We start from the raw sequence: 20,190 nt of genomic DNA on the forward strand, positions 1-20,190 counted from the left end.
ATCAAACAGCCAGCCATAATACTTCACAAACTTCATTGAATTAAGGAAAGTGTACCCTAACGGTGTACCTTCCACCCACCTGGCTTATCAATCAAAGACGACCGGGATAAGGATAATTTATGCTTGTGAAAGATGATAAATGACATAGAGCCTACGCATTTACAGGCTCTATCTTTTAGAGTTAACATGGAAAAATTCTCGTACATAACTTAGAATATCCTTTTCTTGAATACTAGCCATATCCTTAAAAGTTACCCCTTGTGCTAATAGCAATCCAACAAATTCCCAACCAACATAATATGCTTCCCTCTCATAGTTAGTGGTTCCATTCCCGAATGTAAACTTTGTTACCGCTTTTGAAGAACTATCTTCTAAAAAGGAACGATTCCATTCATGATTTTCACTCTGTTTTCTTTACAAGATTGAAGCCAACCTTTTTTATGTTCAAGATATAATTCATCTGGATGTCCAGGAACAAAATACTTGCTTACTTGAGTCGCTAATCCTTCCTGTAAGATCGTTGAGGCAATCGTTCGTTCCCTCTCTGCGGTTTGTTTATGTACGATATGTGTCAGTTCGCGTGAAAGAAAAATATCTGAATCTCCATTCTCAATTGGAAGACAAAGTGCCAAACGTTTCTCGTCATAGGGTGCAACAAAAGGATTATGTTCGAATCCCCCTACGAAATAAACAACAACTAAATGAATCGGTTGCTCATACCCAAACAACTTTTTAACTTCTTTTAAGTAATGACTAACTTTCTCCTCATTTGGTTTCCATGCCTCAATAAACGACAAATGACCAGCATAATTTTCCCAAGTTGAGTCCAGCAAATTCCTCGCTAGTGTTCTCTCCTACTCTCCAGGAGGAACAGCAGCAAAGTTATAATATTCCTTCCAGAGAGCCCATCTTCTCTCATTATCAATATCAGGTTATTTGCCATTTGATAAAAAGATAAAAAATTAGGTACTAAATTAATCGTTTCTACATTATCCAATAATTGTCACCTCAAAATGGAAGATAGGCCGAGCCGTTTGTATTCATATTGTTAGCTATTAAGCAAGATCCTCCGTTAAGAGAAGAATATGCAAAGGATTTTTCTTCCCTCTCGTTTTGGATAGTGTGGTATCGAGTACCATTTTTTGCATAATTTTATGAAACGTCCTTATATTATTTGATTTTCATTCCTCATGCATAAACCCCCGGCAGCTCCTCATCCCCTCTGCATAAAATGGAGGATCGGACCCCTTCAGCTAACTTATAGGCTGCCACTTGCCTGCTCGTTTCCGGATTCACTACACTTGCAGATTGAAAATATTCATTCCATACAGGAATATTTCTGGAGTAACGGCTGATTAGTTGGCGTATATTGTCTTCATTCACTTCCAGCTCGCTTTTTTGTTTTAAATCTCGATAGGTTAAAAACTCGCTTGTTGTTAATAATGCGTAAAAAATATTGAAAGCAACTGGGCTCAAACTATATTTCAATCCGCCCGGAAAAATGATTTCCCTGCCTTGGTCCGAGATTTTCAATACAATCTGCTTTCTCATTGGATGATAAGAACTAAATTCATCTTCATTAATTCTGGAAGCAATTCCATCTTCAATTTTTTTATAAAACATTCTCTCAAATACATCTTCATCTAAAACAAGAATTTCTTTCCGATATTTTTCGATCCTGTCTTTTTCCAGATCGGAATACAGATTCTCTTCGATACTCTGAACTTCCAGGATAGATTCTTTCGCGATTCTTATGCCGCAATTCACCAAAAACATATTCGCAAGAAGGGTTTGCGTATCATTTAGTCCCTCTGTCTCGCTTCCGTCCAGTGCCTTTCCAAAGTGAAGGATGGCTTTAGTGTACTCCCTCTTCCGGTAAAACAGATAACCCAGCCGGTAATTGGCAACAGGATGGTCAGCCCGAATCCGGATAGCTTTCTTCAGATACTTTGTTGCTATATAAGGATCCGGCTTTTCGGCCATTTTGAAGTATTCTGCCTGGGAGACATAGAGCTTGACGATTTTCTTTTCAATCAATCTTTGCCTTTCTCGATCTCTCTCCTTCCTTGCCTCCATTAAATCGTTCTTTAACCGCATTTCTTCATCCAGAGGATGCACATCCCTCTCTCTTCCGTTCATCGTGTTTCACCTCAATATAAATTTCCACTTATGTATCCAAAATCCTTCTTTCCTGCTGTGACACCGTGTCACAGTACGCTTGCTAAACTAAGCTTACAAAAACAAATGGGAGATGATTTTGAATGAAGAATAACATTTTATTAGCAAGACATGGTTTACAAAAGGACGATTTCTACAACTCACCTCAAGGAACTGCTGCACAATTATTAATCAATCTTAAAACCGCGGCACAATCATTAAAAGAAGAAATGAACGATTTAGACATGATTAAAGCAATACATGATGCCAGCCAAGAGATTAACTCTCCTGGTCCAGGAATGCTGATTGACCCGGCCGGAGGAGAATTGCCGCTAACGGACATTGACCCTTATATCCGCGGAGTCGTTCGCTGGTTAAATGAGTTAGGCATTCATACGTTTGGTTCATGTGATGGACACGGGAAAAGACCTGCACACATTTTTCTTAAAAAATTCCCGAACAGCAATCAAATTGACCTATTAAAGGCTGCAGTTCCACCAAGTTTGAAATGCAGAATTGACGGAAAGAATGTACGCTTTGATTATCATCAAGGCAATCAAATACTCTTACTTGAGTTAGCAGAGAATCTTTATCGACTTCATAAAAATCCCTGCTATATCAAGGAACTTCAAGCCGCACACTTTAAAACTGATTTGATCGAATTACTCAATATTCCAGGTGCAAGTACAGATGAAAGGGCCATTCGCTTAACATTAAAAAACAAATTACATCGTGTTCTCGACCATTCATTCATTGATAAAAAAGGAAATCTACTAGGGTATATGGAGTGCGGAACCGGCCCAACCATCCTCCTTTCTGCTCATATGGATACAGTGGAGAAAATTTCAGCTGATCGAAATATTATGGAAGAAGGCACCACTTTAAGCAGCTCGGAAGGAATCCTAGGTGCAGACGACCGTGCAGGAATCGCCGCTATCCTATCCATTTTGAAAAGAGTGCGAAAAACCAATTTCCATGGAACGATAAAAGTTGCATTCACAGTGGAAGAAGAAATCGGATGCCGCGGATCACGTGAAATCAACATGGATTTCATTGAGGATGTTGATGCAGCGATAGTGATTGACCGAAGAGGCAATAGAGATATCGTGACTTCTAATGCAGGTTTCGCATTCTGCTCTGAAGATTTCGGGAAACTATTCGAACAGGCAGGCAAACTAGCTGGCATGGAAGATTGGCAGACAACCCCAGGTGGAGTAAGCGATGCTAAAGTGTTTGCCCAATATGGCATACCCTCAGTCAACTTGTCAGCAGGATATCAACATGAGCATACTGACTACGAAATAGTTGATTATTTGGCTACGTTCGAGACAGTGTTATTGTTTGAGACTTTATTGCACAACAATATGATTTAAAAATTAGACGCCTGTCAATTTATAAATAAGCATACCCCTTTCTAAATGGGTATGCTTAATCATTTGTTTTCCATAAAGGATTGCTTATCCCACCAATTAAATTACGTTTTATCCCACTACAATTACTATTATCCGAATGCAGGATTTTTAATATATTTTTGATATTTTCTCAAAAAAACAACCGTTTGCTATTTTTAAAACAGTTAAGCTTCCAAAGATACATCTTCATATTTGATTTTCAGCTTGCGGAATTTTGCTCTCAATCGATTAATGGCTTTTGTTTCAATTTGACGAATCCGTTCCCTTGTCAGCCCATATATTTGCCCAATCTCTTCTAATGTTTTAGGCTTACCTCCGTCAAATCCTACTCGATGCTTGATTACATCGCTTTCTCTTTCCTTTAACCCATCTAGTACGACTTCTAATTGATACCTCAGATTTGTTGATACCATATTTTCATAGGGATCCCGCAGATCGATGCTGATTTCACCGAGAACATGGTCAGGGCTGTATTCAATGAAGTCAATTAACAAGCTATCCTCATCTTCTTGAGAAACAATGCTATGTAAAGATTTCATCCCTATGAACTTTTCATCTACCTGCTTCAATTCGTAATATTGTTCTTCAGTAATATCCATTTGCTCACAAACCCACTCTATGTCCAGGTAGCTTTTTTCCCAAAAGCACTCATTCTCCAGCCTGATTACCTTCTTTATCTTCTCGTGCATATGTACAGGTATTCGAACCGTTGTCCCTTCATCGCAAATCGCCCTTGTTATTTTCTGTCTTATCCACCATGTTGCATAGGTAGAAAACTGATATCCCATATTAGGGTCGAATCGATCGATCGCTTTTAAAAGGCCGAATTTACCGATGCTAACCAAGTCATCAAAATCAAGCTTATGACGGCTGGTGTTCTGGTATTTACCAGCAACTTTTTCAACAAGGCCTTGATTAAGCCTTACAATCTGGGATAAAAATTCATCGCTCTTAGTAGATTGGTATTTTTCAATCAGCCAAATATTGTCGCCGAAGTTATTAGTCGGAAGCGCAGCATTCAGGATTTTCTCCTTGTTGTCCTCCAAGAATTGGTTCGGGTCAAAGTCGTCATCGTCATCATCGTCATCCATTGCGATTACTGTTTTTACTGGTACCACTGTTTCAATCGGCTTTTTTGTTTCCGCTTTCTTTTGTTCGTTAAGAATATAGTTCTGATATCCCTTTTCCTTGAGGTAATCGATTATGAATTTCTCTGGCACAGCCCGGTTTATATTGACTTCAATAATCCTTTGAAGCCATTGAACATTTATTTGATCGGATTTTGAATATTTGCCTAGGTAGTTTGCTATAGTCGCAGCTAGTTCTTTATGCATAATCTCACTTCCTGTTGAAACTTTATTAATTCTATTTTAGTATTAATTTATCACAATGGAAACAGAATGGAAGTGATTTTTTTGTTTGAAAATTTGGTATTTCAAATTGACCATTTAATTACTACGCAAAATACAGACAAAAACCAATTGATCGTCTTTAAAGGGTTCCCGTCAAAATGGCTTACCGACCTTAAAATCAAGAAGCTATTCAGCAGCGGATTAGATGTCTCGCTTGTGGAATTAAACAATAGCACAACAACGTTAATTACAGAAGCTGTCATGAATTTTAATCAATCACCCGGAGTTTATTGGTGTACCTTTGAAGAATTGGCAACCGTTTCAACAACGACAATCGAACCCTTCAGTAAGGTTACAATCGTGAATAATAATTTGTATCAGCATTATTATCCATTGAACTATGAGATTCTTAATATTGATTCAATCTATAGTGAATACTTTGATGAAATCGATAAGCATAGCCAGGTACCTGATGAAATACAGTACATCACCGCATACTATGGCAATATAATAAAAACAAGTAATGGTGATTTCTTCGTATCCTATATAGACGAAAATCATTCTATCGATCTCTTCCCTGTTCCTGATGAATTGTATCAAATGCCAATCGACACTGAAGCTGTCAGCTTTATCGAATTATCGGATGTGGAAGAACCATTCCTCGATTTGTTGAATGAGCTTTTGAACGATAGATATAATCAGCAAAGTATTTACTTTTCGTGGAAAGGGAATCTCCAGCGATTCAGCCAAAACTACCTGGACAGGATCAAACTCATTCAATCTCTGTATCCAGATGTGACAATTTACGAACACCAAAAAAAGACGGTGGAAGTAAAGAATGAACGCGAGCAGGAATATAAAGAGATTCTGAAAACGTATTGGAAGTATGATGATTTCCGACCATTGAAAATGTACAAAAACGTGGATGATTATAATAATCCGAAGGAAATCACCTATATATCTCAAGCACAAATCATCAATGACCTTGTTATTCAAGCTGAGGCTGCAAAAGATGAAGAATCATATAGAGATATCTTTGTAACCTCTCCTACTGGTGCAGGTAAATCGGTCATGTTCCAGGTTCCAGCCATATACCTCGCAGAGAAATATAATCTTTTAACGATTGTTATTTCTCCTCTGATCGGTCTGATGAAGGACCAGGTATATGGATTGCAGGAAAAGAACGTTCATTTCTCTGCAACGATTAACTCTGAGGTTTCCCCTGTTGAAAAAATGAATATTACAAAGCGCATTGCTGATGGAGAGATCTCTATACTGTATATCTCACCAGAAACACTATTAAGCAGGTCTGACATTAAGATCTTGATAGGTGAGAGAAGAGTTGGACTGTTCGTTATTGACGAAGCACACATTGTAACCACCTGGGGAAAAGCGTTCCGCTCGGATTATTGGTATCTTGGCAGCTATCTTCAAAAACTGCGCAAGGAAATGCAGTTCCCAATCGCAACCTTCACGGCAACAGCAATTTACGGTGGTGTGGAGGATATGTACTCTGAAACTAGAGACAGCCTTATGCTGACAAGCCCAATCAATTACTTTGGTTATGTGAAAAGGGATGATATCAAGGTATCGCTTAATCATATAAAATCAGCAGCTAAGCGTGACCAGGAATACAGGCAGCAGAAGTACGCCCTTTTACATGAACGACTAAAAAGACTTTATGCCAAAAATAAAAAAGTGCTAATTTACTTCCCATTTGTTTCACTTCTAAAGCAATTCAATGAATTTATGCAACTGAATGCTGACCAAGAACTTGCATCAATGATTTCAATGTATTACGGGACGTTGAAAAAAGAAGAGAAAAACGAAAGCTTCCTGAAATATAAGCGAAATGATTCTAAGATCATGCTTGCAACAAAGGCATTCGGAATGGGAATTGATATTTCTGATATCAGTACCATCATACACTTTGCACCTACTGGGAATGTCTGTGATTATATCCAGGAAATCGGCCGTGCAGCGCGAGATTTGCCAGAAGGAAAAGCATTCTTTGACTTCCTGCCTCAGGACTTCAACCATGTAAAACGACTGCATGGAATCAGCACTATCAGAAAAACACAGTTGATTCAGGTAATGGACAAGATCCTGCAACTTTATAAAAAGGACTTAAATAAAAAACAGGCTCGTAATCTATTGATCAGTTCAGAAGAATTTAGGTATATATTCGACCGCAACCGCAAGTCAGATGTGGATGATGATCTTGATAATAAGCTGAAGACAGCTTTGCTTATTATTGAGAAGGATTTTATTAACAGAATTGGATACTCGCCGATTATTGCGCGTCCAAGAAGTGTTTTCTCCATTGAGTACGTAAAGGTTAAGAAGGAAATTGAAAAGGAATTCGTTTCTCGTTACGGTCCTTTTGTAGAAAAAATTAAGACACTAAATGATGTATACTTTGGAGGCATATACAAATTCAATCTTAAGAATTTATGGGAAGAAAAGTATAAAGATCTTTCCTTCCCTAAGTTCAAATACCTAATGTATCAAAAGGACGATTCTTTAAAGTTTAAATACATTGAATTTATGGAATCTGTTTTCATTCTTGACCTGAATATCCAAGAAGAGAAAGAACATAACTTCCTTTGGAAAGTGGATGATGTTGTAGCAAAGATTGAAAAGCTATTCAGTCCTTACGTCAGAAATCAAACACAATTTACCGTTAACGATCTCGTAGTTTCTGTTCAGCAATTATTTAACAGATCAAAATACCAATCAGAAGCAATAGCTAACCAAATTATTCAGAGTATAATAAGCTATCAGAGCACAGTAAATGTGAATCGGAATCACCGAATAAAAATGATCTCTGAAAGAGAAAATCAGAAAAACACTAAGTATCAGGTTTACCCGGGTATCAATGAATTCACCAATTTCCTTAGCACACATGTCAAAAAACTAGTCCAGATGTCAGTAACCAACCCTATAAACAACAGCAAAGAGGTCTATTTAACAAAAGCAAACCGTTTCGAAGCGGAAAAATCATTCATTTCGCTCGGCCTATTTGAAATGTTTGACCTTCTTCTATATGAAGTTAAGGGTGGAGACAACCCAGAAATTTTCGTCAGGATCAACTCCAAGCTGCAAATCGAGAACACAATAAAGAATGCAGAAAACTACCAGAATACAATTTTGAACAATGTCCATAAACGACACAAAATATCGGTAGAAATGCTTTCTTACTTGTTCGAAAACGAAGTGAAAACAGACGAATTCTGGGAAAACATTGAGGATTACTTCCTTGGCAGGGTGCCGCAGGAAGTTTTGGAGAGAGTTTAAAATTGCAAAGAAGCCCCATTTTGGGGCTTCTTTAGTATTAGTATCACGTCATAAGTAGACGGATTCCTATACTGATTACTCACCTTCAACCTCAATTAAAAATATCTTGTTATTGTAGGCGCCCCGTTTCCTAACCTTTTCTTTTCGGACATTTTCGATCTCATCATAGGATGATCCATGAGACTTTGCTAATGAATGGATAATTTCCAGTATATCCGCGAGTTCCTCAATAGCCTCTTCCTTTGTTTCAGTATTCAAGTATTCCTTAAATTCCTCGTAGGCTTTTTTCCTTAATTCTATTAAAAATTCATCCTGCTCTAGAATTGCGGATGAAAACTTCACCCCGGTAACGGTGATTATCTCTGGTATTCGGTCCCGAACCAGCTTATTGTAAATGGGCATACTACACTCTCCTTCCGTATGAATATTATGATTAAAAGAACACAAATAAAAGGAGATGTTAATTTTCGACAAAATTATATCAATACAATTGTTATTTTTGAAGCATCTCCATCAACTTCTTAAAAACCCCTGAAGGATTCCTCTCTAATCGATCTATTGAAATTGCTTCTTCTGCGCCATTTTGAATAAACCGAATTTCCCTCTCCTGCTTATCCATGATCACTTTGATATCATTTATCTTATACTCTAAAATTCTAGAAGCGCGATCAAGATTTTCGTGATCCAAATCAATCATGATTTGATCAGAGACCCTTCTAAGCATTCGCCAAATCGCCATCTCTTCCCTGGACTTCAAAAATAATTCAGGAAGTTCCTGCGCTTCCTTTAGAGTATTTAAAGTCGTCATCACATAGGTTGATATGCCGTAATTTACAGGCCTTACGTTCTGCTTCAGCCTAGACCAAGTTTCTACATGAAAAAGCATATATTCATTAGTACCATCATGATCAGGCCTGACATCTTTAATCTTTGCGTAAAGCTGAACGCCATTTTCAGTATTCAAGCTATTTTTAACATACAAAGCTATATACTCAGCGTCCTGCCAGCCTTTCCTCAATTGCTTTACAGGAATTTGATAATAGGCTTCCTTGATGAATTGACCGTAGCTCTCTTGATCGGAAACAAGACCAACCATCACCATTTGATCTAGGCTCGACTTCCATTCTTCATGTGCACCCCTTGGCAGGATACCTTCATTTTGAATCTCTTTTGGGCTCTTATCGATCAATCTTTCTACAAACCGTTCAACCATAGTCGTGGCATTCGGCAGAAACGGCAGCCCGCCAATATTCACTTTATCGATACTCTTGTAAAAATGGTGCTCTTCATAGATGGTTTCGTCAAACCATGGGAATAGCACATAAGCTCCAAAAGCGGTTCTCTCAAATGGCCCCCCACTTGTCGCAACAATTGAATCCCGATAACGGTGCATTGTATTAATGTCATCTTCCATCGGTCCGGATGTTTTATATCGTTTCTTATAATAGCTGTCTTCCTGAGCATAATCGATCCGATACTTAGCATCAAAAATATAATGGTACTTATAACCCTTTCCCTTTTTCTCAATGCTCAGCATCATATCAGGGATTTGCGAAACAGTGGGCAGGCTACTTTCCCGCTTTTGATAAGCTAAGATGATTTCCTCATTCGTAACAGGGTGCCTGAATATTCTCCTTGCCGTTTTATTTGCTTCCAGATTTACAAACAACCCTTCCTTGTTAACCTGTACAATATCCTGGCTGATGAGCTTATACTTGCGGCCAAGAATTTGACCCAGCTTCAAGAAAGTCCAATATTCATAGAGGGTGGCAACATCCTTCACTGACATTCGGTACAGCTTCCCTTGCAGCATCAACCCTTTAGACACAGTTAAATAAATTTGAAAAGCATCCCGATAACCAGGTGCCATTTGCAGAACAAGACTCATAACCGATCGGTCCAGATTGCCAATAGACTTCCAGAATGGACTGCTAAGCTTTGATTTTAACTGTTTGGACATCGATTTAATTTTCTCAACTAAATCATAATCTAGATTCTCTCTGTTCCACCTGTTCTTGCTCACAATAGAGTCCAATAAATCATCAAGCTTTTGTTTAATTCGCTCAATCATCCACTTAACATAGCGGTTCTCCAATGTATCATATGTAAGCTCTTTTTTGATTTTTAATCCTTCAGTAGGCATGACAGTCCTGCCATGAACAGCAATCCCTTTTGATACATCGACAAAGACATTCGAACGCTTCCGCAAAAAATTCCTACTGACAGAGTCTTGCTTCCTCAACTGGTCTCCGCGTGCTCTTTCATACGTCTTCTCCAATTTATGATGAGGTTGAAATTCAATTCTCGCAACAGCCTGGAGAAATTGATGAAAATGTTCACTGATCAGCCGGTAAAATTCCGCTTTCGACGGACTTCCCTCCAGCTTTAACCTGGCACCCAAATACGTTTTTCGGATAAAGTGAAAAGCAAGGTTATAAATTTCATCGTTTACTTCTTCTAATAGTTTTTGATAATCCTTTTTATAATCAAGCTTTACAGGAAAGATCTCAAGTGTAACCTCAAGGATTGCCTTACCATCCGCCCTTATCTCAAACGTTGTAAAACCAACCTCGTTTTGGAACTGCAGATTCCCCATTAGAATCGATTGGCTGCCAATTGGTACAGGCGAGACGGCTTGTCTGATAAGAGGGTACTCGTGATAAAAAGTGAACTCTCGATCATCCTTCGGAACGACAATCAGCTGATAGACCCCATTTTCAAAGAAGATTGGCCTTTGCTTAGAGGGAGTTACCAGTTCTTGATTGGCGATATCATAAACCTTGATCTCCTGAATTCCATCTCCAGTTACCGTAAAATCCATCACATCATGGCGATCCATAGCCTTATACTGCCGTAACCCCTCATACCGCTCATGATAAGGTTTTCCCTTTATCACTAATGAGAGATCATCAGTCTCAATTTTAACTAATTCAACGTCATCACGAGATCCAGAAGGAAGTAAAGCCATCGTTTTTTAACCTCCCAAGCATTTCAGCAACCTTTGCTGCGCTTCGTGGATACTTGGCACTTTGAATGTCATTTTGACCATCTTCTTCATAGTCTTGATTCGCAAACAGACTATAAAGTCCCCTGAGCAATTGTTCCACTCTTGTGTCGCTGCCTGCAATTCGCGGGAGGACCTTCTGCAAAATGCAGTGGTCAAATGCAGGTTCAAACTTCATTAAACTTGATTCTTCATTGTATGCAAGATAAAAACAAATCTCATCCCGGACGCGGTAACCCACATGTGCATTAATCAACTGAAGAGATTCATTAATCCTAACCAGTTCATCCGTAGCCCTGGCCACTATCTCTTGATTCTCTTTATATACATCCTTCAAATGAAGATATCCAGAAGCAAATCGATCCTGACCAATGACTTTCGGCTCCACTTCTTCCTGCTCTGTTAAAAAGGCCAGGTTACCAAGATTAACACGGTTAAATTCAATCGTATTTGCCCGATCCAATACCTTCTTACTGAACGGATGCGTCGTTTCATCCATATTAACCGTTCCGATGATATAAAGATTATTTGGAAGAGTAAGATCCTCCCCATAAACATCACTTGAGAGAAGTGTTGAAGAAACTACAACATCATTCTCCCGCTTACGGCTCTCCATCACACTTAAAATATCACTAAAATAATACTCAACACGTGCCAGGTTCATCTCATCCAGAAGAACAAAATAAGGCAAATAAGGATTTTGATGGGCGTTCTTGATTACCTTAGTTAATGGCCCCTCTTTAAACTCACCCTTTATGTCAACATATCCAAGCAGATCAGATCCATCATTCCAATCCGGACGGATAGGGATTAAACTAAATTGCCCATTCTTTTCTGTCGCTCCCACGCTTTCAGCAAACCATTGAACAATTTTTGTTTTACCTGTGCCAGAAATACCTGAGATAATGACGAAAGGTTTGGTTTTTAGGGATAAGAATAGATTAATGATTTCGTCCTTTTCGTAATAGAAACCCTTTCCCTTAATAAAAGAATAAATATGAGAAACTAGATCATTATACGAGAGATATTCGAATTTTTCTCTAGTTACATCATGTGGATTTTCGCTCATAATATCTCCTTCATACCTAGAAGGCACACTGCCATTCTTAATCGAAATAAAGTTTTCGTAAATATTAATCATTTCTTCTAGGTCTGCCACTAGTTCACTCTCATCCGGCATGTTTTCATAATCATAAGGAATATAAAGTGCAGTAGATTGCGCGTAAGCCTTTGCCCTTGGGCTATTGCCTAAATAAAGATCATCATCCTTCCTTACTTTGCTGGAAAGGGGAACAGATTCACGAATTTCTTCTTTTATTTTATACATGGCCTCTCGTGAAGTTTCGGTAACACCTTGTGCAAGAGTCAGATATACACTACTCATATCCTCACTGAAGAGGTAAACAATATAATAGCCTCTTTGGGTTGACACTGTGACAGACCTATTCATTATTGCAATCCAAGGTACATGAGCCCATACACCTTGTCCTACAGAGCCAGTGACAACATAATCAGTTGGAGGTACAAAAGGTAATCGAGTAAACTCTACTGGTACGTCATTTCTTACAAACGTTCCGAGTGGATGACTTCCAAAAGGCTCTCTTTTTGCTTGCAAGTAATCATTCAATATTTTTTTTAAGCCTTCTCTTAATTTACTATCCATGCCGTTCTCCCTCTTATTAAAAACGTCAAAGTACCATTCATATGGAGTCCAATTTTCGTCTATTAAATTTGTACTCTCCAGCCACATGAGAAGATTATGTGTTCTTTCTTTAGCAACTGATTCAACCATCATATTATCTCCCCGGGAGTTCCTAACAATTAACATCCCTATCTCTTCAATGGCAGCCTTCTTTTCTCTTTTCGGCAAGTCCCTTAAAAGATCTAAAATCATTAAAGTCATTTTAAAGTAATTTATTTTAATTAAAATGCTCTTTATGTACTCATCCTTATTATCAGCGTCCTTGTACAAGTCAAGTTGAATATTGTTAATATTGTTGTTTTCATCCACAAATCCTAATAACCTTGAATCTTGTCTCCCTCTAGACTTCACTCTATATAAATTTCCATCTATCTGCTCACTTAAATTTTTAGGGTCATATTTACCTTCTAACACTTCGTCTAAGAATATCTTCACTTTCTGGTACTGCTCACTTGGTAAATCGTCAGTTTGATATTCCTTTAATTTTATTCCTATACTATTATTAAGATTAACAACCTCGGTAAAAGGTAAATTTGAGAATAGAGAAATAATAACTGATGACTGTTCATTCGTTCTATGGTTGGTATTTGAAATTGCTTGACTAGCAATATTAAATTCTTTCCAAAATTGTAGAATAGAATGAAATGAAACGAGCTCATAAGTGCCATCCTTTTGACTATTATTAAAATTATTTGCTGGAACTAAATAAATTCCTTTTTCATCTCTATAAACAATCTTAATTAGCTTGTTTGACCCAATAATTCTAAAGTTGGATATCCTATTAGTAAGATTAATAATTAAATCTTCTATCATTAACTCACCCCCACTTAGTACAATTAATTTATTTATATCTTAACAAATTCTTACAACAAAAATAAACCTCCGATAAAAGGAAGGTTAAAATTAGATATATACCTATCAGCTGCAAAAAATTACCTTTTCCGAAAACCATATATAGAATTGCCTGCGTTTTGAACAATAAAATTCCACTGTATGATGTATAAGAATTTAGCACACATAATTTAAACCTATATTTTACCAGCTGTTCCTCTTTAGGTTGGCTTCAGGGCGTCTACTCCTCCCAGCTCAAAATGTTCATGCCACATTTAAAGTGAAGAATGCGTTGGAATATTAAAGGTCGCAGCTGTTTCCCTTACAGACATCCCACCATATATTGAATTACTTCCAGTTTATTTTTTACAGTATAAGTTGTATATTCTTTTTCAAAAGCTTGTTCCTGTTGATACTATTGGACCCATGGAAAAAACCCCCCACGGGAATCTCCGAAGTCCTTCGCAATTGTTTTATGTCCTTCTGTTCCATTTATATACTTTTTTACAGTTTGTATTTTCTCCTTCGGAGTAAACCTAGCCTTAATAAAAACTGCACCTCCAGATGTTAGACTATATGTCTAACATCTGGGGTACAGTTTATAATGGAGGGTTTTTATTTGGACAGAAACGATATAACTCTTAGCAAACTGTCTATTTATTTAGCAAAAAACTCTCTGAATTCAATAGGAATAACATCTTCCAAATCTTCCAATGTATAAGGTGATTTATGCTCGGTATACAAGTCTCTCACCTTAAATTTTTCAAACTGGGTTTCGGGAAAAGCCTCACCTGATAAAACTATAAATTCCCCAGATGGAAAATTTGATACCTCTGATATTCCGGGCACTTCTTTTGACCCTGAGTCGTTAATTAATTTTTTTATACTTTCAAAATGTTTAGGAAGTATTTTTCCAATAGCCCAAGTGTTTGCATTGTTTAAAATTTTGCTATCAACATCCCCCGGTTGTTGTGTGCATAATATACAACCTATACCATATTTTCGACTTTCTTTATATAGCCTCATTAGTATATCCTTAGATGCTGGTTTTTTAACATTTTGAGGAGGCATATAAGGTCCTACTTCATCGATATAAAAGGCAAGTTGCAAATTTGGAGAAGGATTCTTCAACATCCATTTATATAATTCGTTACAAATAACACTTACACAAAATTGCTTTTTTTGATCAGTATCAAGTGAATTTAAATAAATTATATTTACAGGAACCTTTCCAGGATGTACAGGTTTTAATAGTTGGTCAATATTAAACTTAAAGCCTAAATTAAATAATGAACGATTTGTCCCAATGGTTAACTTGTTTAATTCTCTAACTAAGTTTAATTTATTTCCTTTAGAAATAAACATTTCTAACTCATCATCTGGCATTTCTAATGGGAAATGATCATTGTTATAGATATAATTAGCTAAATTTTCTATCGTAAGGTCACTAATACCTACTCTAAATAGCTTTTCAAGTACCATAACAAGGAATGCGTGTGCTTGATCGTCTTGTTTAGATAAAACTGCTAGAAGGTTTGTTGCAGTACTATCAAACACAGTTATTAGATATTCCTCACGTTCAAATGAGTCTTTTAGTTTTGATAAAATATCCTCTTTGGGCATCTGGATAGGGTTAAAAGAAAACTGGATACCTTTATTGGAAGCAGGAGTAAAAATACGAACTTCCGCTTTCTCGAAAAATTTAAGTGCTTCTGGAGTTTCACTATTTTTAAATTCAATTAATCTTGCGATATCACCTTGAGGGTCAATTATTAGTGAAGGTATATCCTGCCTTGTTAGTTCTTCAATAAAAGACTTTGCAAACCTTGTTTTTCCGGATCCAGTAGATCCCAATACTGCCATATGTTTTGTTAATATTTGGGGAGGAATTAGAACCCTATCACCTTTATTGTCTGTGCCTATCCAAAGTAACTTTTCATTTTCGATATAGTTCTTCTCTTTTTCGGTTTGCTGTTGAGCTATTTCAGGATTATTACTGAATCCATCACTTTCTCTTTCAGTGTAAATTCCTATGAGTTTATTATTAGAGTTTTTGGCTTCTTGGTTCGGTACTTCACCTATATCTTCTCTGTTATTATTAACTTCATCAGTCGTCTCATCAATATCGTTATTGCTAATATTATTATTGAGATTAGTAGTATTATGAAAAGTAGCTGGTGATTCAATCTGAATAGGATTAATCAAGCTTTTGATATTATTAAAACGTCCAGTATTAACTTCATCCTGGTTAAATATTGCTTTAATAATTTTATCATATAAATAAATTATCCTACGATTGTCAGATACATACATGGCATAGCCTTCAGAATGGTGGGTTCCAGGGCTAACAGCAACAATTTCCCCTTCTAAAATCTCGCTTCCCTCTTGGTAAGAAAAGTCTATACTATAATTGTTTTCAAGAATTTTCCCAAAAATACCCTGGATAAAGTCCTTTACATTATTTTTAATTCTTTCATCCTTTCCATAAATGTCATTACGCATAAATTTCATAACGTGGAAATAAATGAGTTCAGCCAATTCTGATTGTTTGAAGGTTTTATTAAACTTATTCATAATAAAGCGATTTTCTAAGATCCTTTTTGAATTATATAGTTGTTCCTTTGCCTTAGTAATTATTGGACCACTAATTTGCTCCTTAGAAAACTTTACTTCTATTATTTTACCTGTAATAAATACCTTGCTAGTTTTTTCTTCAATCTTGATTAATAGAAAATCATCTGAGCAAGACTTAAAATTTTCTTCTTTATTTTCCTCGAACCAACCATCACGTCTTCTTGGTGATACTGCCATATATTCATCTAATGGTACCATGACTGATACCACTTTATTATCTTCATTGAAGATTGGTTCAAACATTTTTATGATTTTTTTATAAAACATAAATACCTGCAGGCTGCCAATTAATCCACTAACTTCTGAGTGTCCTCCACCAATTAACTTCATTGCCCATCTTCCTGACAAACAGTTAACTGCATTTAAAAGTTCCTCTGCTACATCCGTACGAGCTTCAAGATTATATTTTTCTCTTACTAGATGATTTTTAATTAAAGAGATTATCTCTGAACGTTTGTTAGTTATGGTAAGTAAGTCATAACCCTCGATTTTTGAACTATATTTATTTAAATAATCTACAAGATAGTAGGAATTCTTTATATCATTAATATTATCAAATTTTTCAATCCCAATTTCTTTTTCTAAAAAACAAACCCAAATTGATCGTTGTACAATTTTGTCAACCTTCTTCATTTCATTAGGTTGAAGATTTGTCCTTGAAAAAAGGGCTAACCCCTCTTGATAAGGTAAATCATAGCAAGCAATGACACTTAGATATTTAGCTAAAGTTTTTTCGAATAAGTTTTCAGAATTATTAAGACTTATACCAGTGTAGTAACTTTTCTCTTCATAAGCATAAAATGTCTTGGGTATAGCAGTTAGACTTTCGTTTTTTAAAGAGGAAGTAAATGAATTAACAGCTCTTTGAGTTATAGTAGTTTCAAATAGGTTTGATAATAAAGAAATATGAGCATAGGGAATATCATGTTGGTTACACAATTCAAGGTCAACCTCCTGAATTGTGTAATCAATTTTTTTCAAAACAGATAATTCTTCATCATTAATAGATATACTTTCCCTAAAACTATTAATTTTATTTTTCAGCCTTTCTTTTAAATTATGGGAGTCAAATGCTTTAGGAATAATAAAATTTATCTTCCATGCTAAATTCCCTTTGTTCTTAGCTAAATTATAAATAGCCTCTATTACATTGGTACTTTCATTTGTTAAGAAACAATTTATACTTATTGGTAAGTGCATTTGTTCTAAAAATGGATAACTTGTGAGAAATATTTCTATTCTATTTCTTATAGCCTCTGTAAATCTTGAACCAATATTAGCATTTGCTGAAATATTAAATAAACTTAGCAATTTGTTTTGTTCAAAATTTACAGGTTCCCCATCAGTTCTTTCATAGATTCCCCAGAATAATAATGAAGAAGGTGAAGCCTTATAATAATTGCTTTTCAATTTTAAAAACGGTGGGGTATATTGATGATTCCATAATTGAATATTTCCTAAAGTATAGGCAAAATTTCTTGGTTTCTGTTCGTTATTCTGTAACGGTAAACAATGTTTTTGCAATAAGAGGGCTGCTTTTAGCTTTAAAGGATGAGTAGGAGATAGTAATATCACTTTTTCATCGCTAACAAATACAGTATCAATCATAAGAATGTTGCTATGTTGTTCCAGAACCTTATCCCTGGCAATTGCACTCATTAATGAGTAAAAATCATTTAAATAATCATCTACCAGTTCTTCAATTGATAGTAAGTCGACAGATATTAGACCTTTAAAATTTTTTGATGATTCTATAATGGTTTCAAATATCTTTTTCCGTGTATTTAAAAACAACTCAAGTTTCTCATTAATTATTCCTGTAAAATTCTTATCCCAATTTGGATTATTTTTTTTAAATAACTCGTTATTTGTAGCATCATAAGTCCTCGGGAAAGGATCAAGTGGGTTATTTAAAAAGTCTTTCTCAATATCTCTTATTACAAGAGGATAATATATAGAATAAACATGAGAATTGTTATCTTCGTTTTCTTTCTGTAAAAGTCTGAATCTAATATGGTTACCAAAAGTACCAAGAATCTTAATTTCAAATGAGGAAGGGTACTTTTTTAAGATTTGGTCTTTCTCCATTTGAACCTTATTGTCTTGGTGTAAGTACCTTATAATTCCTTCCTGAATACTCTTTACTTGTGTACTACTCTTTAGATCTGACTCTGGTCCAACTAAAAACGACATGATCAAAAGGTTTCCTACAGAATCAGAGACTTCTAAATCGACAATGGCCTCTTGTTTTTCAGATTCTTTTGAGAATGCAATTTTTCTAATTTGTTTCAATTCAGATGGTCCAATAATCACTTGATTATCATGAATATCCATAGTAGAAATCAACTTACGTGAATTTTCACCTTCATCAGATTCATTGACTATATTTTCAGATTCAACATATAACTCTGCTTTTAACTTTTCAGAGTCACCTATAATATTAAAAATTAATTGTTCATTCCATTGAAATATGCATTGCTTATTTTTAACTGTATAAGCTTCATTTACCTCATATATATTCCAAGAACGATGTTGCAAGTTAGGGTATATAACAAATTCAAATCGCGATACTTTTCCTCTGTCATTTTTTTTAAATGAATAAGGTTTTTCTGGATTTACTATGCCTATAGTCAACTTATGAATTCTTGAATCCTCAATTTCTTCTAAAATATTTAATGTCTTTAAATCAAGTTCAACAATACCTTCCTTATTATCAAACCCCGAAATACTGATACACTCACTATCATTTATGCTAATTCCTATCTGGTTTGTTTCAGGGTCCGGTAACCTTGTAAAAGAATAATTTATAACTATTTTCTCATCTATAAGTTCTAAAACGTTAGTATTCCCTGGTATAAAGGGCTTTACACCATTAACAATGTTTATTCCAATATTTTTCACAAAAAACAATGGTGATTCATCAGGTTGATCTAAATTAATTAGACGCTCAAGCTTCATCTCCTGAGAAATTTTACCTAATATTTCTTGAGTGTCATTTCGATGGTTTCTAAGTAAGCTTCTAAAATTTTCTCGTTCATCAGAGTTGACATTTTCTTCAACCCAAAAATCTAAATCTTCTAACTTATTTAATTGGCTCGTTAATTCTGAACAAAACTCTAAATTCCTTTTAATATTATACGATTTTAATGCATCTTCATTTTCACTTGGTAATAACTTAAGATCAGATAAATTTCTAGACATTGCTGTCTCATTGTTACCATTAGAAATTACATTCTGAAAGTAATTTATTAATAATTTTAGAGAATGTTCATCTAAACTGTTTGCAAAGATCGTACTTCTTAGCTCTTGGGCTTTAATCTTTAAAGAATCACTTAGGGTAGATGACTTAATATATTTTTCGAATAAGAAATCAAAATACGACTTTTTATTATTAACCTTTTCAACTATTGATCGACCAGTTGTTGTGAAGGTATCTATTTCTACATATTCTGGCTCCCCAATTATAACCAGCCACTTTACAATATCGTCTTTTGTTTCCAGTGAGTTTCTGAGTTTACCCGCAAATGCTTGAGACCTTTTAACATGTCCCTCTCTTTCATTAATTAGATAAGGTATTATTTCACTATTTTTATAGATAATTGTCGGTACATTATTGCCTTTTACATTAATACTTGATTTCGATGAATTAATTAATTTATTATATATAGCTTCAAGTACATTAAAAGACAAGTCTGATATTATTAATACCTGATTTTCATTGACCTTAGTTTTACTTATCCTTTCAAAGAGGTCTTCTATTACTATAGAAGCAACTTGATTTTCAACATCCATTTAATTCCC

At 35.6% G+C, this 20,190-nt stretch carries 9 protein-coding genes; 2 read left to right on the top strand and 7 right to left on the bottom strand.

Features of this window, described 5'->3' with window-relative positions; translation table 11 throughout:
- Positions 1–371: 371 nt before the first annotated feature.
- Complete coding sequence (locus ACXAEA_RS13305; protein WP_475096366.1) at positions 372–833, bottom strand: hypothetical protein; 462 nt, start codon at positions 831–833, stop codon at positions 372–374.
- A gap of 355 nt (positions 834–1,188) precedes the next feature.
- On the bottom strand, positions 1,189–2,139 hold the full coding sequence (locus ACXAEA_RS13310) for a tetratricopeptide repeat protein (protein ID WP_475096367.1): 951 nt from the start codon (positions 2,137–2,139) through the stop codon (positions 1,189–1,191).
- 122 nt (positions 2,140–2,261) lie between these two features.
- Here ACXAEA_RS13310 and ACXAEA_RS13315 point away from each other — a divergent pair, with 122 nt between their 5' ends.
- A complete protein-coding gene (locus ACXAEA_RS13315) occupies positions 2,262–3,530 on the top strand; it encodes a M20/M25/M40 family metallo-hydrolase (protein WP_475096368.1) in 1,269 nt (422 codons plus the stop codon).
- 203 nt (positions 3,531–3,733) lie between these two features.
- Here the strand turns inward: ACXAEA_RS13315 and ACXAEA_RS13320 are convergent, their stop codons facing one another.
- Entirely contained in the window at positions 3,734–4,903 is a 1,170-nt protein-coding gene (locus ACXAEA_RS13320) for a sigma-70 family RNA polymerase sigma factor (RefSeq protein WP_475096369.1), read from the bottom strand.
- 81 nt (positions 4,904–4,984) lie between these two features.
- Between ACXAEA_RS13320 and ACXAEA_RS13325 the strand changes: the two genes are divergently transcribed.
- The gene (locus ACXAEA_RS13325) at positions 4,985–8,218 is read left to right on the top strand and encodes a DEAD/DEAH box helicase (protein WP_475096370.1); all 3,234 of its coding nucleotides are present in this window, start codon (positions 4,985–4,987) and stop codon (positions 8,216–8,218) included.
- 75 nt (positions 8,219–8,293) lie between these two features.
- Here the strand turns inward: ACXAEA_RS13325 and ACXAEA_RS13330 are convergent, their stop codons facing one another.
- The 4 genes from ACXAEA_RS13330 to ACXAEA_RS13345 all read right to left on the bottom strand — a co-directional run bounded on the left by ACXAEA_RS13330 (position 8,294) and on the right by ACXAEA_RS13345 (position 20,181).
- Positions 8,294–8,620, bottom strand: coding sequence for a nucleoside triphosphate pyrophosphohydrolase (locus ACXAEA_RS13330; RefSeq protein ID WP_475096371.1), 327 nt, complete (start codon positions 8,618–8,620; stop codon positions 8,294–8,296).
- Positions 8,621–8,711: 91 nt separating this feature from the next.
- A complete protein-coding gene (locus ACXAEA_RS13335) occupies positions 8,712–11,186 on the bottom strand; it encodes a DUF2357 domain-containing protein (RefSeq protein WP_475096372.1) in 2,475 nt (824 codons plus the stop codon).
- Entirely contained in the window at positions 11,158–13,737 is a 2,580-nt protein-coding gene (locus ACXAEA_RS13340) for an MrcB family domain-containing protein (protein ID WP_475096373.1), read from the bottom strand. The genes ACXAEA_RS13335 and ACXAEA_RS13340 overlap by 29 nt, the downstream gene beginning before the upstream one ends.
- Before the next feature lie 675 nt (positions 13,738–14,412).
- Positions 14,413–20,181, bottom strand: coding sequence for an ATP-binding protein (locus ACXAEA_RS13345; RefSeq protein ID WP_475096374.1), 5,769 nt, complete (start codon positions 20,179–20,181; stop codon positions 14,413–14,415).
- Positions 20,182–20,190 lie beyond the last annotated feature (9 nt).

Source organism: Mesobacillus sp. ABV4_180 (genome assembly GCF_056158485.1).